The sequence below is a fragment of the Mycobacterium sp. ACS4331 genome, from assembly GCF_001667265.1.
Lineage (GTDB): Bacteria > Actinomycetota > Actinomycetes > Mycobacteriales > Mycobacteriaceae > Mycobacterium.
Map to the genome: position 1 here is coordinate 43,859 of NZ_LZHW01000043.1, position 22,740 is coordinate 66,598.

The following is a 22,740-nucleotide window of genomic DNA, read 5'->3' on the forward strand; positions in this document are numbered from 1 at the left end:
CGCCGACGCTCAGGTCGGCACGTAGTGGGCTACGCGATTATGTGGACTGCGGGTGACTATGTGGTGTGCACGATGAGCACGTCGACCTTGGACCGGCGCGCCACGTTGGCGGGCACCGAGCCCAGCAGGCGGCCCGCGATGGTGCTCAGACCCACGTTGCCGACGACCAGCAGGTCCGCGTTGACCTCTTCGGCCAGGTCCACGAGGGCGTCGACCGGAGCGCCGACGATGGCCTTCTCCTCGATGTTGGTGGCTCCGGCGGCCTTGGCGCGGTCGCGCGCCTCGCGCAGGATCGCATAGATCGGCGCGTTGCCCGACATCTTGTAGCCCTCGTCCTTGAGGACGTCCGCGGCCCGCGAGTCGTCATGCGACGGGAAATATGCGGTCGCGACGATGACCTTCGCGTCGGGATCCGAGGCGAGCGCGCCGGCCCGGTCGACTGCACGCAACGACGAATCCGAGCCGTCGGTACCGACCACCACGGTCTTATAGCCGCTCATCCATACCCTCCCAAAAAGGTCCGATGTCTCAGGCGTCTCAGGAACGCCAACTCCGAACATTAACCCGTCACGTTGTCGCGATGGGCGCGATTGGCGACACCGTTGCCGCGTTTCCGTGCTAGTTTGCCCCGCTAGCTGCGGGAATTCACCTGTTCCGACGCAACGGTGAGCTTTCTGACACTGGCGCGCCGCACCCGCCTCCGCCCTCACACGGGACCGCCCTATGACTCACTTCACACGTCACCGCGCGTGGAAGGGTCTGGGCCTCACGGGGTCTCGCCGCGCGATCCGCCGACATGGACGTTACTGTGTGGCTCCCGTCCCAGCGCACAACGGAACACCGCGTGGTCCTGACCTCACTGCACGACCCGACCTCCGAAGACATCGAGGTCAACTCCGACCGGCCCCGCCGCCGAAGCTCGGTCACCGACGCGATGCTCGCGGCGGTCGGAGCCATGGCCGTCAGCACGATCTGGATCGACCGTCCCTCGCTCTGGTACGACGAGGCGGCCACCATTTCGGCGGCCACCCGTCCGCTGCACGAACTGTGGTCGCTGCTGCAGAACATCGATGCGGTGCATGGGTTGTACTACCTGCTGATGCACGGGTGGCTGCTGTTGGCGGCGCCTTCGGAGACCTTTCTGCGACTGCCCAGTGTGATCGCCGTCGGTGTCGCCGCCGCCGGCGTTGTCGTTCTCGGCAGACAACTTTCGACGCGGGCGGTGGCACTCACGGCCGCAGCGGTTTTCGCGTTCCTTCCCCGGGTCACGTGCGCTGCGATCGAGGCGCGGTCGTATGCACTGTCGATGGCGGCGGCCGTCTGGCTGACAGTTCTTCTGGTGCAGGCGATTCGGCGGGGCGGGGTCTGGATGTGGGCGGCGTACGGCGCCGCCTTGACGGTGTCGACGGTGCTCAACGTGTACGTGCTGTTGATCGCGGCAGCGCACGGTCTGACGGCCGTGCTGCTGGGCGGGCGCCGCGGTTTCGCGCACTGGTGCGCCGCGACCGGCATGGCAGTGATCGCCGTCGCCCCGTTCCTGTCCTACAGCAGATCCCAGATGCGCCAGGTGGGTTGGATACCGCCGCTGCGGCAGCGCACCTTCGGTGAAGTGTTGGTGGACCAGTACTTCGATCACAGTGCCGCGGCGGCCGTGCTGGCCGCGGTGTTGATCATCGCTGCGGTGCTGATGCGCCGCCCTTCGCCGGCGCTGCCCGAGGGCAAGGCTCGGGTCCCGGTCGCGCTGGCCCTCATGTGGATCCTGTTCCCCACCGCTGTGCTGCTGGGGTGTTCGGCACTCCTGGCACCGGTGTACTGGCCGCGCTACCTGACGTTCACCGCGCCCGCCGTGGCGCTGCTGCTCGGGGTCGCCATCGTCGCGATCGCCCGCACGCCGTGGCGCACGGTCGCGGTGCTCGCGCTGTGCCTGGTGGTGGCGGCACCGAATCTCCTTCTGGTGCAGAGGGGTCCGTACGCGAAGGGGCAGATGGACTACAGCCAGGTGGCCGATGTCATCGATGAGCATGCCTCGCCGGGTGACTGCCTCGTCCTGGACAACACCGTGCGCTGGGAGCCCGGACCCATTCGCCCACTCACGGCCGCACGACCGTCCGTGTACGCCAAACTCGTCGACCCCGGCCGTGGCCGAACCGCATTGGATCGAAACATGCTGTGGGACAGGCACAGGTCGATCTGGTCCTGGCGCGACCGGATCCCGTCGTGCCCGGCGCTGTGGACGGTGTCCGAACGCGATCAGACACGTCCGGACCACGAAGCCGGACCGCGTCTGGATCCCGGCCCCCGGCTTGAGCGGGCGCCGGCCTACCGCGCGCCCGCACAGTTCGGGTTCCACATCGTGGAGCGCTGGCAGTTCAGCTTCGCCCAGGTCACCAGATCTCTGCGATGAACGCCGATCCTCATGCCAAGATCAACGGCATGGGATTCCTCATCCGCACCGTACTGACCGGACTCGCGCTCTGGGTGGTGACGCTGATCGTGCCCGGCGTGTACTTCGTCGGCGGCGACGAGACCTGGCAGAAGATCGGCATCATTCTGGTGGTCGCGGTGATCTTCGGCGTGGTCAACGCCATCATCAAACCCATCGTGCAGATCGTGGCGATCCCGCTCTACATCCTCACCCTCGGCCTGATCCATGTCGTGATCAATGCGCTGATGCTGTGGATCACGTCCTGGATCACCCGCAACACCACGCACTGGGGTCTGGACATCGACCAGTTCTGGTGGACGGCCATCTGGGCGGCCATCGTGCTGTCGCTGGTCAGCTGGGCGCTGTCGGTGCTGATCCGCGACACCCCGGTGGGCAGCAGTCGCTGATCGACGACTGGTTCTCATGCGAGCGAGTGACGGGATTCGAACCCGTGTAAACGGCTTTGCAGGCCGGTGCCTAGCCACTCAGCCACACCCGCACTGACACCCACTGTGCCGCAGGCCCGCAGCGCAGCCCACCGTTTACCTCACGCTGATCGAAGCTCCTCGTGACCGCGGCTGGCGCGGTGAGCCGCGAAGCAGGCCACCACCGCCAGCAGCGCGAATGTCGTGAACATCCACCGCGCCGCCGCCGCATCGCCGTGCTCGGACAGGTTCACCACGACTCCGGCCACCCCGGCGCCGAACGCGCCGCACATCAACTGCACGGTGTTGATGGCGGCGGCCGCGGTGCCGCCCTCAGCGGTGTCGGCAACACCGCCCATGGCCCACGCCGACAGGTGCGGCCACGCCATGCCGATGCCGACGCCCGTCACGGTCAGAGCGAAGACCCACGCCGCCACCACCCAGAGCGAGGCCCCCTCACGCTGGGTCAGCGCGGCGATCACCAGACCTGCGGTCATCACCATGGGCGCCACCATGACGATGCGCGCGATGACGCGGGTGCGGTCCACCGACGCCGACACGATCTCGCTGACCGACCAGCCCACCGAGAGCGCCACACCGAGAAAGCCGGCGGCGACCGGAACCAGACCCGCAAGCCGTTGCCCGAACAGAGGCACGTACATATCGGCCATGGTCGCGGCCATCATCAGACCCAACGTGAGATAGATCCACTTCAACGGCCCAGGCCGGAACGCGGTGGCCGGCAGAACGCTTGCCGCACAACGCCGATCGACCAGCAGAAACGCCGCGACCAGGGCAACGCTCGCAGCGAGCAGTGCCGCCGTGGCGGCGATATTCCGCGGTATGCCCGCGACGCTGACCAGCAGCGCCGCGGCTCCCAACAGCAGCAGCGACCACACCGGAATGTTCCACGCGGTCGGCCTGCTCTCAGCGGACCGGCCGGGCAGCACGACGGGAACCAGGACGGCCATCAGCACGGTGACGATGGCCAGCGCGCCAAATGCCCACCGCCACAACCCGAACTGCGCGAACAGCCCGCCTGCGGCCGGGCCCACGATGGTGCCGACTCCCCACATCACCGACACCAGTGCCGACGCCCTGGTCCACAGCCATTGCGGCAGTAGGGCATTGATCATGGCATAACCGAGACCGGCCAGCAGACCACCGGCCGCGCCCTGGACCACCCGTCCGACCAGCAGCAGTTCCATGCTGGGCGACACGGCGCACAGCACGCTGCCCAGACCGAACACCGCCAACGTCGGCAGGTAGGCCCACCGGGGCCCGAACCGTGCCACCAGCGCGCTGACCGTCGTGGCCGCCGCCACCGAGGCCACCAGGTACACCGTCGTCACCCACGCGTAGAACCGCTGGCCGCCGATGTCGGCCACCGCGCTGGGCAGCAGAGAGATCGTCAGGAACTCGTTGATCGCGTACAGGCCGACCCCGCCGGCCATCACCACCGACGCGCCGAGGTGGCGCGGTCCCAGCAGATCACGCCACCGACCGGTGGGGACGGTCGCGGGCTCGGTCAACGAATCACTTCAATCCCGCGGCATCCATACCGCGCAGCTCCTTCTTCAGGTCGGCGATCTCGTCGCGGATGCGGGCGGCCAACTCGAACTGCAGATCCCGGGCCGCAGTCATCATCTGCTCGGTCAGATCCTTGATCAGGTCCGCGAGTTCGGCCCTCGGCATGCTCTTGGTGTCGCGGCCCTCGACGATTCCGGCGCTGACCGCGCGCCCCGGTTCGCCCTGGGCCCGGCGCCCGCGTGACCGGTTGCGGCCCGAACCCCCGACTTCGACGGTCTCGGAGTCGTCGGCCTCGCGGTACACCTGATCGAGGATGTCGGCGATCTTCTTGCGCAGCGGCTGCGGGTCGATTCCGTGCTCTTCGTTGTAGGCGATCTGCTTGGCGCGGCGCCGTTCCGTCTCGTCGATGGCCTCCTTCATCGAGTCGGTGATCTTGTCGGCGTACATGTGCACCTCGCCGGAGACGTTGCGCGCCGCGCGACCGATGGTCTGGATCAGGCTCCGCGGTGAGCGCAGGAAGCCCTCCTTGTCGGCATCGAGGATCGCCACCAACGACACCTCGGGCAGGTCCAGGCCCTCCCGCAGCAGGTTGATGCCGATCAGCACGTCGTACTCGCCTTGGCGCAGTTGGCGCAGCAGTTCGACACGGCGCAGGGTGTCGACCTCCGAGTGCAGGTAGCGGACTCGGATCCCCATCTCAAGCAGATAGTCGGTCAGGTCCTCGGCCATCTTCTTGGTCAGCGTGGTGACCAGGACGCGCTCGTCGCGTTCGGCGCGCAACCGGATCTCGCCGATCAGATCATCGATCTGCCCCTTGGTGGGCTTCACCACCACCAGGGGGTCGACCAGGCCGGTGGGGCGAATGACCTGCTCGACGAACTCACCTCCGGTCTGGCTGAGCTCATAGGTGCCCGGGGTCGCCGAGAGGTAGACGGTCTGCCCGATCCGGTCGGCGAACTCCTCCCACGTCAGCGGACGGTTGTCGACGGCCGAGGGCAACCGGAAGCCGAAGTCCACCAGGTTGCGCTTGCGCGACATATCCCCCTCGTACATGCCCCCGATCTGCGGCACAGTCACATGCGACTCGTCGATGACGAGCAGGAAATCCTCCGGGAAGTAGTCCAGCAGCGTGGCCGGCGCAGATCCGGCGGGCCTGCCGTCGATGTGCCGCGAGTAGTTCTCGATGCCCGAGCAGAACCCGACCTGCTTCATCATCTCGATGTCGTAGTTGGTGCGCATCCGCAACCGCTGGGCCTCGAGCAGCTTGCCCTGCCCCTCGAGCTCGGCCAGCCGTTCCTCGAGTTCGGCCTCGATGGTGGAGATGGCCTGCGCCATGCGCTCCGGCCCAGCGACGTAGTGCGTGGCCGGGAAAACCCGCAGCGAGTCCACCTTGCGGATGACGTCGCCGGTCAGCGGGTGCATGTAGTACAGCGCCTCGATCTCATCGCCGAAGTACTCGATGCGCACCGCGAGTTCCTCGTATGACGGGATGATCTCCACGGTGTCGCCACGGACCCGGAACGTCCCTCGGGTGAAGGACATGTCGTTGCGGGTGTACTGCACGTCGACCAGCAGGCGCAGCAGCCCGTCGCGGGGCACCTCGTCACCGACGTTGAGCTCGACCGATCGGTCCAGGTAGGACTGCGGCGTGCCCAGGCCGTAGATGCACGACACCGAGGCCACCACAACGACATCGCGCCGCGACAGCAGACTGGACGTGGCTGAATGCCTCAGGCGCTCGACGTCGTCGTTGATCGAGCTGTCCTTCTCGATGTAGGTGTCCGTCTGCGCGATGTACGCCTCAGGCTGGTAGTAGTCGTAGTACGAGACGAAGTACTCGACGGCGTTGTGCGGCAGCATCTCCCGCAGCTCATTGGCGAGCTGGGCCGCCAGTGTCTTGTTGGGAGCCATGACGAGGGTGGGGCGCTGCAGCCGTTCGATCAGCCATGCCGTGGTGGCCGACTTGCCGGTGCCGGTGGCGCCCAGCAGCACCACGTCACGCTCGCCCGCCCTGATGCGGCGTTCCAGGTCCTCGATCGCGGCGGGCTGGTCACCGGCGGGTTGGTACTCGCTGACGACCTCGAACCGACCGCCGACACGCACCACGTCCTCGACCGCGCGGTACTCCGAATGCGCAAGCACGGGATGTTCGGTAGCGAAAGCCATGAAACCAAGGGTAGGCGGGGGTGCCGACAAGTTCACCGGATGTCCTCGCGCGCATTAGTCTGACCCGGTGCCCGAACCCGCGCGCATCGCACTCCGGGTGCTCGGTCTGGTGCTGCTGATGCTCAGCCTGGCCTGTCTGGTGCTCATCTTCTGGCCCGGCCCGGCCAGAGTCGCCGAGACCCTCGGGCAGACATGCGCGAGCGACCGCCACGGTTCATCCCACCAGTGCTCGTGGCTCGACGCGGCCGATCTGCTGTGGACCGGTGTCTGGCTGCCCCTGGTGCTGGGCGCGGTGCTGCGGATCGCGACACGTCCGGCCGCCAGGGCCCCACGCACCATCGATCTGCGGCGCATAACGCGGAAGTTCGGGTCCTAGACTGAGCGACATCCACCCTCCCAAGAACGAAACCTTCGACCTCGCCGCGCGAACCAACACCGATCCGAAAGGCATCGTCCGCGCGGTGGATGTCTACACCCTGGCGCCGTGGGGCGGCCTGTACATGGCCAGACCGACGCCGGGCCGGCCTCAGTTCCACTACCTGGAGTCCTGGCTGCTTCCCAGCCTCAGCCTGCGGGCAAGCGTCTTCCACTGGAATCCAGGCCACGAGCGTGACCAGGACTTCTACCTCGACGTCGCGGCGATCACGGTGCGCGGCGACACGTGGCGCACCGAGGACCACTACCTCGACCTGGTGGTGCACACGGGTCAGCGCACCGACCTCGTCGACGTCGACGAACTGCTCGAGGCCCACCGCATGGGCCTGCTGTCCCCCGAGACCGCCGAGCATGCGCTGCGCACCGCGGTCTCGGCGATCGACGGGCTCGCACGGCACGGCCATGATCTGCACGCCTGGCTCGGCCGTAACGGCATGGAACTCTCGTGGCGATAACGCGTAGTGTGCCTAACTGTGAAGTCCACCGCAGGAGTCGCCGCCACCCTGGCGGCGGGTTTAGTGTGCGCGACCATCGCACCGGCGGCGTGGGCCGATCCTGGATCGGAGCCCACCCCTGAGCCGGTGCCCGCCGGGCAGACGACACCCGAGGATCAGCTGCACAACGTGACGTATCGGGCCCGCGTCGACGGCGTCTCGCGCGGTGCGCTCATCACCTACAAGATCAACGACTCGCAGGTGCAGAGCGTCGACCCGACCATGCTGCCGGGCCGAGTCTTCGAGGCACAGACGGTGTTGTCCGACGCCGACCTGGCGGGCATGCAGATCTCGATCCAGTGGCCGTACTCGGCCAACCTGCACTGCGAGATCCTGGTCAACGATCAAATCGTCGCGCAGGCCGACGAGTGGATCAAACCGCGCCTCACACCGGCCAACGACGATCCGGACTACGGCCGTCTGGCCTGCGGTGCGCCCCTGGTGAGCCCGTCCGACCTCGGCACCGGTGGCGCCGCCCCGGTCGCTCCGGCGGACCCGGCCACCGAGCCGGCACCCGAGACTCCGCCCTCCGCCTGAGCCTTCAGGTCTGCGTCATCACCAGGAACGTCACGTAGGCCAGGTAGGCGGCCACCATGGCGCCGCCCTCGCCGCGCCCCACCCTCCGGCCCGAGAGGAAGATCGGGATACACGCGAGCGCCACCACCGCCATGACCGGAATGTCGATACGCACCAGGTCGGGCTCGAGTTCGAGAACGCGCCCGCTGGCCATCACGGTCACACCGAGGATCAGCAGGATGTTGTAGACGCTGCTGCCGAGCAGGTTGCCGATCGCGATGTCCCGTTCGCCGCGGATCGTGGAGACGATCGTCGTGACGAGTTCGGGTGCCGACGTGCCGATGGCCACGATGGTCAGGCCGATGAACGCATCCGACACCCCGAACGCCTTCGCGACGCCGACGGCACCATCCACCAGCCAGTCGGCCCCGACGACCACCACGCCGATGCCGACGATCAGCAGTCCCAGGCTCCGCAACAGGTCGCGACGCGTCGCCGCGGCCGGTTCGTCCTCGGGCACGGCGAACTCGCCCGCGAACTCAGCCTGGATCGCCCTGCTCTCCCGGCGCGCGCTGAACACCAGGACGACGGTGTAGGCGACCGCGCCCACCGTCAGCACGACGCCCTCGACGAACGACAACCTGCCGTCGGCGGCCAGTGCCCACAGCAGGACCGCGGCCGCGGTCATCATCGGCAGGTCAAGCCGAAGCGTCCTCATCTCCAGAACCAGCGGGGCGATCAGGGCGGACAACCCGAGGATCAGCAGCAGGTTGACGATGTTGGTGCCCGCGATGTTGCCCACCGCCAGCGAGGCGTTGCCGTCGGAGGCGGCCCGGATTCCCACCGCGAGTTCGGGCATGCTGGTGCCGATCGACACCACGGTCAGGCCGACCAGAATCGGCGGGATGCCGAGCATCGCGGCCAGTCGGGCGCCGCCCCTGACCAGCCACTCCGACCCAACGATCAACGCGCCCAGCCCGGCGGCGAACCAGGCCAGATCCGCCGCCATCAGCGTGGACGCCAACCGGTGGTGTCGGCCCACTCCCACGCGCGCCGGTACGCGTCCAGGAACCAGGGCTCCTTGGCCTCGGCGTAGGCACCACGGTCGTGCGCTCCGGCCGTGGCCGCGGCACGCTTGGCCGCCACATAGTCCTCGCGTGCGCCCGGATTGGCCGCCAGCCAGTCGGTGAACAGCAGCGCGAACTGCTGATTGGGCCACCCGTCGACACGAACATGGACGTGGGTTGGGCGGCCAGGGTCCGCCGAGGCGAAGTACCGCTTGTGCCACAGTTCGTCGCCGTGGGTGCCGTCGAATTCGCCGACGGTGCTGCGACCGTTGTCCTTCGGCACATCGGAGGTGACGGTGCCGACGCGCGGATAGCCCGCGTCGAGCAGCGGACCCGTCAGGTCATCCGCCGTCGCCAACGAATCGACCGTGATCTGGATGTCGATGACGTCCTTGGCGTCGGTGCCGGGAACCGCGGTGGACCCGATGTGGTCGATGCGGATCGCACGGTGACCGCACGCGGTGTTCAACCGTGCCAGGATGCGCTTGGCCTGATCGGGCCAGGTGGCGTCGTAGGAGACCAGTCGGGTTGATTCGTCGGCGGGTCGCGTCGTCGCGACGTTGTGCGCGAACGGCAGGATGCGCTCATACCAGAGACCGCGTGCGCGTTCGGCCAGATCACCCGCCGACCCCGAGTTGTCCAGCCACACGTCGGCCACGGCGCGGCGCTGCTCCTCGGTGGCCTGCGCGGCGATGCGTGCCCGAGCGTCGGCCTCACTGAACCCGCGGTACTCGATGAGCCGCTTGACCCGGGTCTCCTCGTCGGCGTGCACGATCACCACCAACGGGAACATCGGCGCCATCTGCGATTCCACCAACAGCGGGATGTCCTCGACGATGACCGCATCGTCGGCGGCGGCCGCGATGAGTTCCGAACGGCGCCTCCCCACCAGGGGATGGACGATGCCGTTGAGGGTGGCCCGCTTCTCCTCGTCGCTGAAGGCTATCGCCGCCAGAGCCGGCCGGTTGAGCGCGCCGGCCAACGGGCCGCTGTCGTGCAGGATGTCGTGCCCGAACGCGTCGACGAGTTTGGCCAGTCCCTCGGTGCCGGGTTCGACGACTTCGCGGGCGATCACGTCACCGTCGACGACGATGCCCCCGCACTCGCTGAAAGTCGCCGACACCGTGGACTTTCCGGCGCCGATGCCGCCCGACAACCCGATACGAAACATCTCGACAGTCTTGCAGGCTGGTCAAATGCAGAACTCCCCGGCCCTGACGGACCGGGGAGTTCTGTTGACGCTGAAGAGCGCTAGGCGTTGCCCGCGAGCTTCTCACGCAGAGCGGCCAACTGCGCATCGCTGGCGAGCGATCCACCGGCCGACTCCTCCGAGCGAGACGAACCGTTCGACGGACGCGCGGCCTCTTCGGCCTCGGCGGCGGCGAACTTCTCCATCTGCGCGGTGTGCATCTTGTGCCGACGCTCGGCCTCGGCGTAGCGGGCCTCCCACTCGTGGCGCTGCTTGTCGAAACCTTCGAGCCATTCGTTGGTCTCGGCGTCGAAGCCCTCGGGGAAGATGTAGTTGCCCTGCTCGTCGTAGCTGTCGGCCATGCCGTACTTCGACGGGTCGAACTCGTCGGTGTAGTCCTCGTTGGCCTGCTTGAGGCTCAGCGAGATCCGGCGACGCTCGAGGTCGATGTCGATGACCTTGACCATCGCGTCGTCGCCGACGGCGACAACCTGGTCCGGGACCTCGACGTGGCGCTCAGCCAGCTCGGAGATGTGCACCAGGCCCTCGATGCCCTCCTCGACGCGGACGAACGCACCGAACGGAACGAGCTTGGTGACCTTGCCCGGCACGATCTGCCCGATGGCATGCGTGCGGGCGAAGTGGCGCCACGGATCTTCCTGAGTGGCCTTGAGCGACAGCGAAACCCGCTCGCGGTCCATGTCGACGTCGAGAACCTCGACGGTGACCTCGTCGCCCACCTGGACGACCTCGGACGGATGGTCGATGTGCTTCCAGGACAGCTCGGAGACGTGCACCAGGCCGTCGACGCCGCCGAGATCGACGAAGGCGCCGAAGTTGACGATCGAGGACACGACGCCCTTGCGGACGGCTCCCTTGGTGAGCTGGTTGAGGAACTCGCTGCGGACCTCGGACTGGGTCTGCTCCAGCCAGGCGCGACGCGAGAGCACGACGTTGTTGCGGTTCTTGTCGAGCTCGATGATCTTGGCCTCGATCTCCTTGCCGATGTACGGCTGCAGATCGCGGACGCGGCGCATCTCCACCAGCGATGCGGGCAGGAAGCCGCGCAGGCCGATGTCGAGGATCAGGCCGCCCTTGACGACCTCGATGACGGTGCCCTTGACGGCCTCGTCCTTTTCCTTGAGCTCTTCGATGGTGCCCCAAGCACGCTCGTACTGCGCGCGCTTCTTGGACAGGATGAGGCGGCCTTCCTTGTCCTCCTTGGTGAGGACCAGAGCTTCGACCTCGTCGCCGACGGACACAACCTCATTGGGGTCGACGTCGTGCTTGATGGACAGCTCACGGGAAGGGATGACGCCTTCGGTCTTGTAACCGATGTCGAGAAGGACTTCGTCACGGTCGACCTTGACGATCGTCCCTTCGACGATGTCGCCATCGTTGAAGTATTTGATGGTCTTGTCGATGGCGGCGAGAAAATCCTCAGCCGAGCCGATGTCGTTGACGGCTACTTGCGGCGAGGTGACGGAGGGACTTGGCATGTGGTGGGTTGCTCCGGACAGGTTTACTCGAAGGGACAGTTCTTTTGGCTTGTGACGCGCGGATTCGGTCTCGAACAGATTCGGTCTCGAACCCCCACGTCGAACTCGGGTGATAAAGCACACACGAGTACCCCATGAGACTACTCGACTGGGCACACGCTGGACAAACTCGGGCCACACCAATGCCCGCCCGTCCCGCCTGTAACAGCGGATTCCGCCGCTGACCTCCTCTAATCTCCTTGAGGTGCACTATCCCGCGCTGCCGACGCATCCGCTTCCGCCGCTGAGTCCCGCCCTGCCCACGAAGGTGCGCAAGGTGGGCGCGCCCCTGGCCGCGATCATCGCTCTGGGCACCCTCGTGGCGCTGATCCTCATCCTGATCACCGTGACGAACCCCGCCGGTGCGGTGATCGGACTCGTCCTGACCAGCGTGGCGATGACCGTCGTGGTCGGCGCCTATCTGTGGCTGGACCGCTGGGAACCCGAGCCGCCCCGACTGCTGATCCTGGCATTCCTGTGGGGCGCATCGATCGCTGTCGTGCTGTCCGTGGTGCTCGAGGTGGTGTTCGAGGCCGCGGTCAACCCCGAGTCCACGACCGAGTCCAACACCAGCTTCTTCACCGTGGCGATCGGCGCGCCGCTCATCGAGGAGGCCGCCAAGGGGCTGTTCCTGCTTCTGATGATGACCGGACGGCGACGGCACGAACTCAACTCGCTGACCGACTGCCTGGTGTTCGCCGGCCTGGTCGGCGCGGGATTCGCCTGGATCGAGGACATCTTCTACATCGCCAGCGGCGAGACGTTGGGCGCATCGCTGGCCACCGCGGCCCTGCGCCTGGTCATGGCGCCCTTCGCGCACTCCCTGTTCACCACCCTGACCGCGATCGGCGTGTACTTCGCCCTGCACCAGCGGCAGCGCATCGTGCAGGTGGCGTGCATCGTGGCCGGCTACCTGGCCGCGGTGTTCCTGCACGGTCTGTGGAACGGATCGGCACTGTTGGGGCCCGGCGCGTATCTCGGCGTCTACCTGCTGTGGATGGTGCCCATGTTCGCGCTGGCCATCGTCCTGGCCGTGCGGAGCCGTCGTCGCGAGCAGGAGATCGTCGCCGCGAAGCTGCCCGGCATGGTCGCGGCCGGGCTGGTGAGCCCCAACGAGGCGACGTGGCTGGGTTCGCTGCGCAATCGCCGGGCCGCGGTCGCGACCGTGGCCAGCCATGCCGGACGGTCCGCGGCCCGCGGGGTCCGGCACTTCTCCGCGCAGGTCGTCGAGTTGGCGTACGCGCAGGACCGGATCGACCGCGGCTTCGGCGACGAACGCGTGGTGGCCTACCGAAACGAGGAGACCTACCGCCTCTACGCCGCACGCGCCTACGCCGCACCGACGCTGGGCTGGCTGGCGAACTACCGGGCGCCGCAGTAGACCCGCAGCAGCTCAGTGCGCCGCGGCGTCCCAGCTGCGTCCGAATCCCACCGACACCTCCAACGGCACGTCCAGCGGGTAGGCGCCGCCCATCTTGTCGCGGACCAGCGCCTCGACCTGCTCCCGCTCGCCGTCGACGACCTCGAGCAGCAGTTCGTCGTGGACCTGCAGCAGCATGCGGGACCGCAGCTTCGCCTCGGTCAGCGCTTTGTCCACCTCGATCATCGCGACCTTGATGATGTCGGCCGCGCTGCCCTGGATCGGGGCGTTGAGCGCGGCCCGCTCGGCGGCCTCACGGACATTGCGGTTGCTGCTGTCCAGTTCGGGCAGGTAGCGGCGGCGCCCGAGCACCGTCGAGGTGTAGCCGTCCTTGCGGGCCTGCTCGACCACGGACTGCAGGTAGTCACGCACCCCGCCGAACCGGGCGAAGTACTGGTCCATCTGCGCCTTGGCCTCTTCGGTGGAGATCTTCAGCTGCGAGGCCAGCCCATACGCCGACAGGCCGTACGCCAGGCCGTAGGACATCGCCTTGACCCGGCGGCGCAGCTCGGGGGTGACCTCGGCGATGTCGACACCGAATGCGCGCGAGGCGACGAACGAGTGCAGGTCCTCGCCGGTGTTGAACGCCTCGATCAGCCCCTCGTCCCCGGAGAGGTGGGCCATGATGCGCATCTCGATCTGGCTGTAGTCCGCCGTCATCAGTTCGGCGTAGCCGTCGCCGACGACGAACGCGTCGCGGATCTCGCGTCCCGCCTCGGTGCGGATCGGGATGTTCTGCAGGTTGGGCTCGGTGGACGACAGCCGCCCCGTCGCGGCGATGGTCTGGTTGAACGTCGTGTGAATCCGGCCGTCGGAGGCCACCGCGTTCAACAGGCCGTCGACGGTGACCTTGAGGCGGGTGACGTCACGGTGGGTCAGCAGGTGCTGCAGGAACGGGTGCCCGGTCTTGTCGAAAAGCGACTGCAGCGCGTCGGCATCGGTGGTGTACCCGGTCTTGGTGCGCTTGGTCTTCGGCATCTCCAGTTCGTCGAACAGCACGACCTGCAACTGCTTGGGCGACCCGAGGTTGATCTGCTTGCCGATGACGCCATAGGCGGCCTCGGCCGCGTCGCGGATCTGGTCACCGAACGTGCTCTGCAGCTGAGTCAGCCGGTCCAGGTCCACGGCGATGCCGCGGGACTCCATGGCCGCCAGCGCCGTCTGCACGGGCAGCTCCATCTCACCCAGCAGCGCCGAGGAGTCGATCCGCGCCAGTTCGGCGTCCAACGCGTCGGCCAGATCGATGACGGCCCGCGCCCGCAGGATCAGCGTCTGCACGGCCTGAGTGTCGACGCCGTCAGTGTCGTCGAGCAGTGAAAGCTGCTGCTGCTCAGGGGTGTCCGCACGCAGTTCACGCCGCAGGTACCGCAGCGACAGATCGTCGAGGGTGAAGCTGCGCTGCCCCGGCCGGACCAGGTAGGCGGCCAGCGCGGTGTCCGACGTGACCCCGGCCAGCGACCAGCCGCGACCCTCGAGATCGTGAATCGCCAGCTTGGCCTCGTGCAGGGCCTTGGGGTGGGCGGGATCGGCCAGCCACGCTCCGAGGGCGGCATCGTCGTCGGGGGTCAGCGTCGCGGTGTCGATGTAGCAGCCGTCGCCGTCGGCCGCGGCGATCGCGAGTGCGGTCGCGTCGGCGTCGAAGGCGAGGTGGGTGCCGACCACGGCGATGCCCGCCCGCCGGCCGTCGCAGACGTGCTCGGCCAGCCAGGCCCCGACAGTTCCGGGGACCAGTGCGTCACCGCGGACGTCGAACCCCTCCTCGACCTCGGGATCGGCTGACGCCAGGGTGTCGAACAGGCGGTCGCGCAGGACGCGGAACTCCAGGTCGTCGAACAGCCGGTGGATGTGGTCGCGATCCCAGGGCTGCATGCGCAGCGTGTCCGGGGTCTGCGCCAGCGGCACGTCCTTGATCAGGTCGGTCAGTTCCCGGTTGAGGATCACCGAGGCGAGGTTGGCGCGCAGCGACTCACCGACCTTGCCCTTCACGGCGTCGACGTTGTCGACCAGGGCCTGCAGCGAACCGTATTCGGCGATCCACTTGGTGGCGGTCTTCTCCCCCACTCCGGGGATGCCCGGCAGGTTGTCGCTCGGGTCGCCGCGCAGCGCCGCGAAGTCGGGGTACTGCGCCGGGGTCAGCCCGTACTTCTCGACGACCGCCTCAGGGGTGAAGCGAGTGAGCTCGCTGACGCCCTTCCGCGGGTACAGCACCGTCACGTCGTCGCTGACCAACTGCAGCGAGTCGCGGTCACCCGTGACCACCAGAACGCGGTAGCCCTCGTTCTCCGCCTGGGTCGCCAGGGTCGCGATGATGTCATCGGCCTCGAAGCCGGGCTCGGCCAACACCGTGATGCCCAGCGCGCCGAGCACCTCCTTGGTGATGTCGATCTGACCGCGGAACTCGTCCGGCGTCGCGGCCCGGCCCTCCTTGTACTCCGGGTACTTCTCCTTGCGGAAGGTCTGCCTGGACACGTCGAACGCGGCGGCGATGTGCGTGGGCCCCTCATCCCGCAGCAGGTTGATCAGCATGGCGGTGAATCCGTAGACCGCATTGGTGGTCAGCCCACCCTGGGTCTTGAAGTTCTCCGCGGGCAGGGCATAGAAGGCGCGGAACGCCAACGAGTTGCCGTCCAGCAGCATCAGGGTGGGTTTGGCCTGGGCCTGCTCGGCGGCCTGATCGGAAGCCTTCTTGGACTCTGCTGTCTTGGCGGGACTCACGCGGTCAACTCTAGGCATCCGCTCCGACAGCGGACGCGTCCTGGGCCATGTCGCGGCCTCCCACTGGGCAGGACAAGACTGCAACACGTTTCAGTTCTGCCGGATTACTCCGTTACGCTGATTCGGTGCCAGGAGCTACGGACGCCACCAGCCAGCCCGCGATCGACGGGTGGTGGTCACAGGACGAGACCGGATCGCCGAACCTGATCGGCGGAAAGTGCACGGAATGCGGAACGTATGTGTTCCCGCCGCGCTCCAACAACTGCCCGAACCCCGCATGTGACAGCGACGTGCTGGAGGCCGTCGCGCTGTCCCGCCGCGGGAAGGTGTGGAGCTACACCGAGAACCGCTACGCGCCGCCACCCCCCTACCCGTCCCCCGACCCGTTCGAGCCGTTCGCGGTCGCCGCGGTCGAACTCGCCGATGAGGGCCTGATCGTGCTCGGCAAGGTCGTCGAGGGCACACTGGCCGCCGACCTCAAGGTCGGCATGGAAGTCGAACTGAGCACCGAAGTCCTCTACGTCGACGACGAGGGCATCGAGCGTCTCACCTACGCCTGGAGGATCCCGTGAGTCCCGATCCGGTGTACATCCTGGGTGCCGGCATGCACCCGTGGGGCAAGTGGGGCAACGACTTCACCGAGTACGGTGTCGTGGCCGCCCGCGCGGCGCTGGCCGAAGCCGGAATCGACTGGCGCCAAATCCAACTGGTGGCCGGCGCAGACACCATCCGCAACGGCTACCCCGGCTTCATCGCGGGCTCCACCTTCGCCCAGAAGCTCGGCTGGAACGGCGTCCCGGTGTCCTCGAGCTACGCGGCCTGCGCCAGTGGATCCCAGGCGCTGCAGAGCGCGCGCGCCCACATCCTGGCGGGCTTCTGCGACGTCGCGCTCGTGATCGGTGCCGACACCACACCCAAGGGCTTCTTCGCTCCCGTCGGCGGTGAACGTCGCAATGACCCCGACTGGCAGCGGTTCCACCTCATCGGCGCCACCAACCCCGTCTACTTCGCGCTGCTGGCGCGCCGCCGAATGGACCTCTATGGCGCCACCTTGGAGGACTTCGCCCAGGTCAAGGTGAAGAACTCCCGGCATGGCCTGAACAACCCCAACGCGCGGTTCCGCAAGGAGTCCACCGTTGAGGACGTTCTGGCCAGTCCTGTGGTGGCCGATCCCCTTCGGCTGCTCGACATCTGCGCCACCTCCGACGGGGCGGCCGCCCTGATCGTGGCGAGCAGGTCATTCGCCGAGAAGCACCTCGGATCGGTCGAGGGTGTGCCGTCGGTGCGCGCGGTCAGCACCGTCACCCCGCGCTATCCGCAGCACCTGCCCGAACTGCCCGACATCGCAACGGATTCCACCGCTGTGGTGCCCGCGCCGGAGCGGGTGTTCAAGGATCAGATCCTCGACGCCGCATACGCCGAGGCCGGCATCGGCCCCGAGGACGTCAGCGTCGCCGAGGTCTACGACCTGTCCACCGCACTGGAACTGGACTGGTATGAGCACCTCGGCCTGTGCGCCAAGGGCGAGGCCGAAGCACTGCTTCGCAGCGGTGCCACCTCACTGGGCGGGCGCGTCCCGGTCAACCCCTCCGGCGGCCTCGCGTGCTTCGGTGAAGCCATCCCCGCCCAGGCGATCGCCCAAGTCTGCGAGTTGACCTGGCAGCTCAAGGGCCAAGCCACGGGACGCCAGGTCGAGGGCGCCAAGGTGGGCGTCACCGCCAACCAGGGCCTGTTCGGACACGGCTCCTCGGTGATCGTCGCACGCTAGCCTTGTCGGCGTGAGAACACTCGCGCCGGACCCGTTCCTCGCCGGGCTGGTCTACGGCGAGGGACCGCGGTGGCACGACGGCCGGCTGTGGTTCACCGACGGGCTCGCCGGTCGGGTGTGCTCGGCCGGGGCATCTGGCGACCTGGTGGTCGAAGCCACGATTCCGCGCGCATCGGGGCTGGGCTGGCTTCCGGACCGGACACTGGTGGTGTCAACGCTTTTCGAGCCGTCGCTGCACTATGTCGACCCGGCTGGATCGGCGTCGGTGTCCGATCTGAGCGGCCTCGCCTGGTCGACGAACGACATGGTCGTGGCACCCGACGGCAGAACCTACGTCGATCTGTACCGACTGACCGACGGCGGCCTCGTGGGTGATATCGCGCTGATCGACTCCGACCGCACCGCGCACATCGTCGCCACCGGACTCGCACTGCCCAACGGGCTGGGATTCCTGCCCGATGGTGCGACGCTGGTCGTCAGCGAAACCAGGGGTTCGCGAATTCTGGCGTTTCGGGTCGAGCCCGACGGCAGCCTCGGTGAGGCGGAGGTCTTCGCCGACCTGGGTCCCGGCCGGCACCCCGATGGACTGTGCGTCGACGTCGAGGGCGGGGTGTGGGTCGGTTGCTACGACAGTGCGGAGTTCCTCCGCGTCACAGCCGGCGGCACCATCACCCATCGCATCCCCATCGACACGGGCTGGGCCGTGGCCCCGGCGCTGGGCGGTGCCGACGGACGCACGCTGTACCTGGTGATCGACGACACCGACCATGCCGCACTGACCAACGGCGAGTCCACGGGCTGGATCATGCAGGCCCGGGTCGAGATTCCGGGCGCCGGATCACCCTGAGCCATGCCGAAGTTCGTCGTCGCCCGGGTCAAACCGGGCAGCAGGAAGGGCCCGCTGATCGAGTCGGGACCCGAGGGTGAGCTGATCGTCTACGTGCGCGAACGCGCCGTCGACGGCAAGGCCAACACGGCCGTCATCCGAGCGCTCGCCGCACATTTCGGCGTCGCGCCCAGCCGCGTCGAACTTGTGTCGGGCCCGGCGTCGCGCCTCAAACGATTTCGGATCGAGGACTAGGCAGCTCAGGCGACGCCGAGATAGGCCGCGCGAATGCTGTCGTCGGCCAGCAGGTCTCGCGCGACGCCTTCGCGTGTGATGGTGCCGGTCTCCAGGATGTAGGCGCGGTCGGAGCGACTCAGGGCCTGCTGGGCGTTCTGCTCGACCAGCAGCACCGTGGTGCCCTGCCGGTTGATCTCGGAGATGATCTTGAAGATCTGCGAGATCACCATGGGCGCGAGGCCCATCGACGGCTCGTCGAGCAGCAGCACCTTGGGCCGGGCCATCAGGGCACGCCCGATCGCCAGCATCTGCTGCTCTCCGCCCGACAGCGTGCCCCCCACCTGGTCACGACGCTCGGCCAACCGCGGGAATGTCTCGAAAATCCAGTCCAGCCGCTCCCGGTGCTGCTCGCGGGTCGGGAATTTGCGCCCGTAACAGCCCATTTCGAGGTTCTCCACGACTGTCATCCCCGGGAACACGCCGCGGCCCTCGGGAGACTGGATCAGCCCGTCGATGACCCGCTTGTGGGCCTTGACGTTCGAGACATCCACGCCGTCGAACCACACCGATCCCGAGGTCAACGGACGCAGACCCGAGATGGCCCGCATCAAGGTCGTCTTGCCGGCACCGTTGGCGCCCAGCAGCGTGACCAACTCGCCCTCGTGCACGACCAGCGAGACACCGTGCAGCGCTTCGATCCTGCCGTAGTGCACGACGGCGTCGCGCACCTCCAAGAGCACCGGACGGTCACTCGAGTTCGTCATCGGGCACTCCCAGGTAGGCGGCGATCACCTTCGGATCCTCTCGAATCTCGGCGGGCAGACCGTCGGCGATCTTCCGGCCGAACTCAAGCACGACGATCCGGTCCGTGACGCCCATGACCAGTCGCATGTCGTGCTCGATCAGCAGCACGGTGTAGCCGTCCGCACGGATCGCGTGGATCAGGTCGATCAGCGCGGCCTTCTCACTCGGGTTGAAGCCCGCCGCCGGTTCGTCGAGGCACAGCAGCTTGGGTTCGGTGGCCAGCGCCCGGGCGATCTCCAGTCGCCTCTGGTCGCCGTAGGAGAGGTTCTTGGCCTTCTCCTCACCCCGGTGGGCGATGCCGACGAACTGCAGCAGCGCTGCGGCCTTCTCGATCGCGGTGTGCTCCTCACGACGGTGCCGCGGCGTGCGGAAGATGGCGCCGGGCACCGAGGTTCGATGCCGGGCATCCGTCGCCACCACCACGTTCTCGAGCGCCGTCATCTCACCCCAGAGCCGAATGTTCTGAAATGTTCGGGCGATCCCCCGGCGGGTGATCTGGTGACGCTTGATGCGGCCCAACGGTTCACCGTCGAAGATCACGGTGCCCGAACTGGGCCGGTACACCCCGGTCATGGCGTTGAAGCAGGTCGTCTTACCGGCGCCGTTGGGACCGATCAGGCCGAGGATCTCGCCGCGCTTGATGTCGAAGTTGACGGCGTCCAATGCGGTCAGACCGCCGAACTTCACGGTCAGATCGACCGTCTCCAGAAGGGTTTCACCCTCGGCCGCATGGACCTCCCGATGGAGTCCGGCCATCTCCTCGTCGATCAGGGGCTCGGATTCGGTCATGCCGCCGCCTTCGATTCGTCAGCGCTGCGCAGAAGCTCTTTGGCGCGTTTGCCGTACGTCAGCAACTGCTGCCGGACCGGGAACAGGCCCTGGGGCCGGAAGATCATCAGCAGCACCAGTGCCAGGCCGAAGAACAGATACTTCAGATCGCCGAGGTTGACACCGAAAAGGTGTACGCCAAGCAGCCGGTTCGGCAGGTAGACGATGACGAAAGCGCCGAAGATCACGCCGAGCTTGTTGCCCTGCCCGCCCAGAACGACCGCGGCCAGGAACAGCATCGAGTTGATGATGTTGAAGTTCGTCGGCGCGACGTACTGCACCTGCCCGGCGTACAGCGCCCCGGACAGGCCGCCGATGGCCGCACCGAGCGTGAAGGCCCACAGCTTGAACTTGAAGGCGTTGACACCCATGACCTCCGCGGCGTCCTCGTCCTCACGGATGGCCACCCAGGCGCGGCCCACCCGGCTGCGTTCGAGGTTGCCTACGATCAGCAGCACGACCGCCACGAGCACCAGACCGAGCCAGTACCACCAGGTTCCGTTGGTGGCCTCATCCATCGAGTTGGCACCCGAGAAGTACCCGCCCGAGATCTTGTCCTCACCGAACCGCGGAAAGGCGATGCCGTGCAGGCCACGGGAACCGTTGGTGATGTCATTGAGATTGTCGGCCAGGAGCCGGATGATCTCGCCGAACCCGAGAGTGACGATCGCCAGGTAGTCGCCGCGCAGCCGCAGTGTCGGGAAGCCCAGGATCAGCCCGGCCAGCGCGGTGAACGCGATCGCGAGCGGAACACAGGAAAGCCACGCCCAGTCACTGCTGAAGAATCCGGTGAGGCCCAACTGATTCCACGGACTGTCGGGACTGGTCAGCAGCGCCACGGTGTACGCGCCGACGGCGTAGAAACCGACGTAGCCGAGGTCCAGCAGACCAGCCTGCCCGACCACCACGTTGAGCCCGATGGCCACCAGGGCGATCATCGCGAACTGGGCCATGACCCCGTCGAAGCTGACGCCCGGTGTGTCGATGAAGCCCGGCGTCCAGATCGGCAGCAGTGCCATCGCGGCGAACCCGAACGCGCCGAAGATCCACTTCTGTGGCCGGCTCAGGTCGGCCCACCAGTCGCGCAACCGGTCCCCCGGCGCGCCGAGTGTGCGCGCGAGTGAGTGCTTGGAGTCCGTCATACCCGCGCCTTTCCGAGGCTCTCCCCGAGTATGCCCGTGGGCCGGATCAGCAGCACCAGAACCAGCAGCACGAAGGCGACGACGTCACGCCACTGCGTTCCGAACAGGATCTGCCCGTAGTTCTCCATGACCCCCAGGAGCAGTCCACCCAGGAGTGCGCCGCGCAGGTTGCCGATCCCGCCCAGCACGGCGGCCGAGAACGCCTTGATGCCCAGCAGGAATCCGCCCGAGTAGATGATCCCCTGCGGCACCTTGAGGGTGTAGAGCAGCGCCGCGGCGCCGGCCAGCAGGCCACCGATGAGGAAGGTGGTCATGATGACCCGTTCGCGGGAGACACCCATCAGGGTCGCGGTGGTCGGATCCTGGGCGACGGCCCGGATGCCACGACCGAATTTGGTCCGGTTGATCACGATGTCGGTCAGCAGCGCGAAGACCAGTGCGGCGCCGATGATCACCAGGGTGACGTTGGTGACGGTCGCACCGAAGATTGTGAACTGGACCTTCGGCTGCACCAGCACGATCGGCTGTTGAGCGTTGTTGCCGCCGTATCCCTTGATGATCTGCGGCAGAATGAAATGAACGAATTCCTGTAGTACGAATGACATTCCGATGGCGGTGATCAGGAAGGTCAACGGCCGCGCGTTGCGTTTCCGCAGCGGCCGGTACGCCACGAACTCCAGTCCCACGGCCGCGCTGCCCGACACCAGCATCGCGAACAGCATGGCCACGCCCAGATACAGAATGGTCAGCGCGACGCCCTTGTTGTAGGCGTTTCCACTGGGGGTGAAACCCAGGATCATGTCCAGGCAGAAGTAGGCGCCGAACATGCCGAGCATGAAGATCTCGGAGTGCGCGAAGTTGATCAGCCGCAGCACACCGAACACCAGCGTGTAGCCGACGGCGACCAGGGCGTAGATCGCACCCCACGACAATCCGTCGATCGTCAACTGCCAGAAGCTGTCCAGCAGGCCGCTCACGTTGAAATTGATGTTGGCCGCAAGGCAGGCGTGCTGGTCGACGCAGTCCTGGATCATCCGGGGGCGGGCTCCTCACGCGGTGGGGTACGTCTGAGCTGTAACGGGGGACGCGGGGGGGGGGGGCCGCCCCCCCGCGGGCGGGCCGCCGCGCCCAGCAACCTCCCGGGTAGTAAAAGCACAAGAGGGGTTTGTTGTTTGTGGTAGGGTGGGGGGGGGGGGGGGGGGGGGCGCCCCGCCC

Annotated in this window: 21 protein-coding genes and 1 tRNA gene; 10 read left to right on the forward strand and 12 right to left on the reverse strand. The window is 67.3% G+C overall.

Going from position 1 to position 22,740, the window contains the following annotated elements; all coding sequences use genetic code 11:
* Positions 1-56 precede the first annotated feature (56 nt).
* Positions 57-500 (reverse strand): universal stress protein, encoded by a 444-nt coding sequence (locus A5727_RS10860; protein WP_068248771.1) that lies wholly within the window; start codon positions 498-500, stop codon positions 57-59.
* A gap of 344 nt (positions 501-844) precedes the next feature.
* Between A5727_RS10860 and A5727_RS10865 the strand changes: the two genes are divergently transcribed.
* Together A5727_RS10865 and A5727_RS10870 are read left to right on the forward strand one after the other, a co-directional pair.
* Positions 845-2,404, forward strand: coding sequence for a glycosyltransferase family 39 protein (locus A5727_RS10865; RefSeq protein ID WP_197507640.1), 1,560 nt, complete (start codon positions 845-847; stop codon positions 2,402-2,404).
* Between the two features lie 29 nt (positions 2,405-2,433).
* Entirely contained in the window at positions 2,434-2,832 is a 399-nt protein-coding gene (locus tag A5727_RS10870; protein ID WP_068248816.1) for a phage holin family protein, read from the forward strand.
* Between the two features lie 21 nt (positions 2,833-2,853).
* Here A5727_RS10870 and A5727_RS10875 read toward each other — a convergent pair.
* The 3 genes from A5727_RS10875 to uvrB all read right to left on the reverse strand — a co-directional run bounded on the left by A5727_RS10875 (position 2,854) and on the right by uvrB (position 6,546).
* Positions 2,854-2,924, reverse strand: a tRNA-Cys gene (locus A5727_RS10875).
* A gap of 48 nt (positions 2,925-2,972) precedes the next feature.
* On the reverse strand, positions 2,973-4,382 hold the full coding sequence (locus A5727_RS10880; protein WP_068248773.1) for an MFS transporter: 1,410 nt from the start codon (positions 4,380-4,382) through the stop codon (positions 2,973-2,975).
* 4 nt (positions 4,383-4,386) lie between these two features.
* A complete protein-coding gene (gene uvrB, locus A5727_RS10885; RefSeq protein ID WP_068248775.1) occupies positions 4,387-6,546 on the reverse strand; it encodes an excinuclease ABC subunit UvrB in 2,160 nt (719 codons plus the stop codon).
* 67 nt (positions 6,547-6,613) lie between these two features.
* Between uvrB and A5727_RS10890 the strand changes: the two genes are divergently transcribed.
* Genes A5727_RS10890 through A5727_RS27840 form a run of 3 tightly spaced genes read left to right on the forward strand, consistent with a single transcriptional unit; the run spans position 6,614 to position 8,012 of the window.
* On the forward strand, positions 6,614-6,922 hold the full coding sequence (locus tag A5727_RS10890) for a hypothetical protein (RefSeq protein WP_068248777.1): 309 nt from the start codon (positions 6,614-6,616) through the stop codon (positions 6,920-6,922).
* Between the two features lie 10 nt (positions 6,923-6,932).
* Positions 6,933-7,436 (forward strand): ribonuclease FAU-1 family protein, encoded by a 504-nt coding sequence (locus tag A5727_RS10895; RefSeq protein WP_082949735.1) that lies wholly within the window; start codon positions 6,933-6,935, stop codon positions 7,434-7,436.
* Positions 7,437-7,454: 18 nt separating this feature from the next.
* Entirely contained in the window at positions 7,455-8,012 is a 558-nt protein-coding gene (locus A5727_RS27840) for a hypothetical protein (protein ID WP_068248779.1), read from the forward strand.
* Positions 8,013-8,016: 4 nt separating this feature from the next.
* Here the strand turns inward: A5727_RS27840 and A5727_RS10905 are convergent, their stop codons facing one another.
* The 3 genes from A5727_RS10905 to rpsA form a co-directional block, all read right to left on the reverse strand.
* Complete coding sequence (locus A5727_RS10905; protein WP_068248820.1) at positions 8,017-9,000, reverse strand: calcium/sodium antiporter; 984 nt, start codon at positions 8,998-9,000, stop codon at positions 8,017-8,019.
* Positions 9,000-10,229 carry a dephospho-CoA kinase gene (coaE, locus tag A5727_RS10910; protein ID WP_068248781.1) on the reverse strand — a complete coding sequence of 410 codons (1,230 nt, stop codon included), beginning with the start codon at positions 10,227-10,229 and terminating at the stop codon, positions 9,000-9,002. The genes A5727_RS10905 and coaE overlap by 1 nt, the downstream gene beginning before the upstream one ends.
* A gap of 80 nt (positions 10,230-10,309) precedes the next feature.
* Positions 10,310-11,746: a 30S ribosomal protein S1 gene (gene rpsA / locus A5727_RS10915; RefSeq protein ID WP_068248783.1), complete on the reverse strand. Its 1,437-nt coding sequence runs from the start codon at positions 11,744-11,746 to the stop codon at positions 10,310-10,312.
* A 244-nt stretch (positions 11,747-11,990) separates the two neighbouring features.
* On the opposite strand from rpsA, the gene A5727_RS10920 reads away from it, so the two are divergent.
* Positions 11,991-13,166, forward strand: a complete 1,176-nt coding sequence (locus A5727_RS10920; RefSeq protein ID WP_068248785.1) for a PrsW family intramembrane metalloprotease — start codon at positions 11,991-11,993, stop codon at positions 13,164-13,166.
* A 12-nt stretch (positions 13,167-13,178) separates the two neighbouring features.
* Here A5727_RS10920 and polA read toward each other — a convergent pair whose 3' ends face one another.
* Positions 13,179-15,842: a DNA polymerase I gene (gene polA / locus A5727_RS10925; protein WP_231992032.1), complete on the reverse strand. Its 2,664-nt coding sequence runs from the start codon at positions 15,840-15,842 to the stop codon at positions 13,179-13,181.
* Positions 15,843-16,045: 203 nt separating this feature from the next.
* Between polA and A5727_RS10930 the strand changes: the two genes are divergently transcribed.
* Genes A5727_RS10930 through A5727_RS10945 form a run of 4 tightly spaced genes read left to right on the forward strand, consistent with a single transcriptional unit; the run spans position 16,046 to position 18,769 of the window.
* Positions 16,046-16,492: a Zn-ribbon domain-containing OB-fold protein gene (locus A5727_RS10930; protein ID WP_068248789.1), complete on the forward strand. Its 447-nt coding sequence runs from the start codon at positions 16,046-16,048 to the stop codon at positions 16,490-16,492.
* A gap of 32 nt (positions 16,493-16,524) precedes the next feature.
* The gene (locus tag A5727_RS10935; protein ID WP_231992033.1) at positions 16,525-17,688 is read left to right on the forward strand and encodes a lipid-transfer protein; all 1,164 of its coding nucleotides are present in this window, start codon (positions 16,525-16,527) and stop codon (positions 17,686-17,688) included.
* Positions 17,689-17,698: 10 nt separating this feature from the next.
* Positions 17,699-18,535, forward strand: coding sequence for an SMP-30/gluconolactonase/LRE family protein (locus tag A5727_RS10940; RefSeq protein ID WP_068248793.1), 837 nt, complete (start codon positions 17,699-17,701; stop codon positions 18,533-18,535).
* Between the two features lie 3 nt (positions 18,536-18,538).
* Positions 18,539-18,769, forward strand: a complete 231-nt coding sequence (locus A5727_RS10945; RefSeq protein ID WP_068248795.1) for a DUF167 domain-containing protein — start codon at positions 18,539-18,541, stop codon at positions 18,767-18,769.
* 5 nt (positions 18,770-18,774) lie between these two features.
* Here A5727_RS10945 and A5727_RS10950 read toward each other — a convergent pair whose 3' ends face one another.
* From A5727_RS10950 to A5727_RS10965, 4 genes are read right to left on the reverse strand one after another with little or no spacing between them, the layout of a single operon-like run.
* Positions 18,775-19,515: an ABC transporter ATP-binding protein gene (locus A5727_RS10950; protein WP_068248797.1), complete on the reverse strand. Its 741-nt coding sequence runs from the start codon at positions 19,513-19,515 to the stop codon at positions 18,775-18,777.
* Positions 19,499-20,344: an ABC transporter ATP-binding protein gene (locus A5727_RS10955; RefSeq protein WP_068248799.1), complete on the reverse strand. Its 846-nt coding sequence runs from the start codon at positions 20,342-20,344 to the stop codon at positions 19,499-19,501. Before A5727_RS10955 ends, A5727_RS10950 begins: the two co-directional genes overlap by 17 nt.
* On the reverse strand, positions 20,341-21,525 hold the full coding sequence (locus tag A5727_RS10960) for a branched-chain amino acid ABC transporter permease (RefSeq protein ID WP_068248801.1): 1,185 nt from the start codon (positions 21,523-21,525) through the stop codon (positions 20,341-20,343). The genes A5727_RS10955 and A5727_RS10960 overlap by 4 nt, the downstream gene beginning before the upstream one ends.
* Positions 21,522-22,559 (reverse strand): branched-chain amino acid ABC transporter permease, encoded by a 1,038-nt coding sequence (locus A5727_RS10965; RefSeq protein WP_068248803.1) that lies wholly within the window; start codon positions 22,557-22,559, stop codon positions 21,522-21,524. Before A5727_RS10965 ends, A5727_RS10960 begins: the two co-directional genes overlap by 4 nt.
* Between the last annotated feature and the right edge of the window lie 181 nt (positions 22,560-22,740).

Bases quoted from the DNA above. Each gene is read 5' to 3' on its own strand.
- A5727_RS10955 (WP_068248799.1), bottom strand. From the start codon at position 20,344: ATGACCGAATCCGAGCCCCTGATCGACGAGGAGATGGCCGGACTCCAT.
- A5727_RS10860 (WP_068248771.1), bottom strand. From the start codon at position 500: ATGAGCGGCTATAAGACCGTGGTGGTCGGTACCGACGGCTCGGATTCG.
- polA (WP_231992032.1), bottom strand. From the start codon at position 15,842: ATGCTGCTGGACGGCAACTCGTTGGCGTTCCGCGCCTTCTATGCCCTG.
- A5727_RS10960 (WP_068248801.1), bottom strand. From the start codon at position 21,525: ATGACGGACTCCAAGCACTCACTCGCGCGCACACTCGGCGCGCCGGGG.
- coaE (WP_068248781.1), bottom strand. From the start codon at position 10,229: ATGTTTCGTATCGGGTTGTCGGGCGGCATCGGCGCCGGAAAGTCCACG.
- rpsA (WP_068248783.1), bottom strand. From the start codon at position 11,746: ATGCCAAGTCCCTCCGTCACCTCGCCGCAAGTAGCCGTCAACGACATC.
- A5727_RS10935 (WP_231992033.1), top strand. From the start codon at position 16,525: ATGCACCCGTGGGGCAAGTGGGGCAACGACTTCACCGAGTACGGTGTC.
- A5727_RS10950 (WP_068248797.1), bottom strand. From the start codon at position 19,515: ATGACGAACTCGAGTGACCGTCCGGTGCTCTTGGAGGTGCGCGACGCC.
- A5727_RS10870 (WP_068248816.1), top strand. From the start codon at position 2,434: ATGGGATTCCTCATCCGCACCGTACTGACCGGACTCGCGCTCTGGGTG.
- uvrB (WP_068248775.1), bottom strand. From the start codon at position 6,546: ATGGCTTTCGCTACCGAACATCCCGTGCTTGCGCATTCGGAGTACCGC.
- A5727_RS10945 (WP_068248795.1), top strand. From the start codon at position 18,539: ATGCCGAAGTTCGTCGTCGCCCGGGTCAAACCGGGCAGCAGGAAGGGC.
- A5727_RS10965 (WP_068248803.1), bottom strand. From the start codon at position 22,559: ATGATCCAGGACTGCGTCGACCAGCACGCCTGCCTTGCGGCCAACATC.
- A5727_RS10905 (WP_068248820.1), bottom strand. From the start codon at position 9,000: ATGGCGGCGGATCTGGCCTGGTTCGCCGCCGGGCTGGGCGCGTTGATC.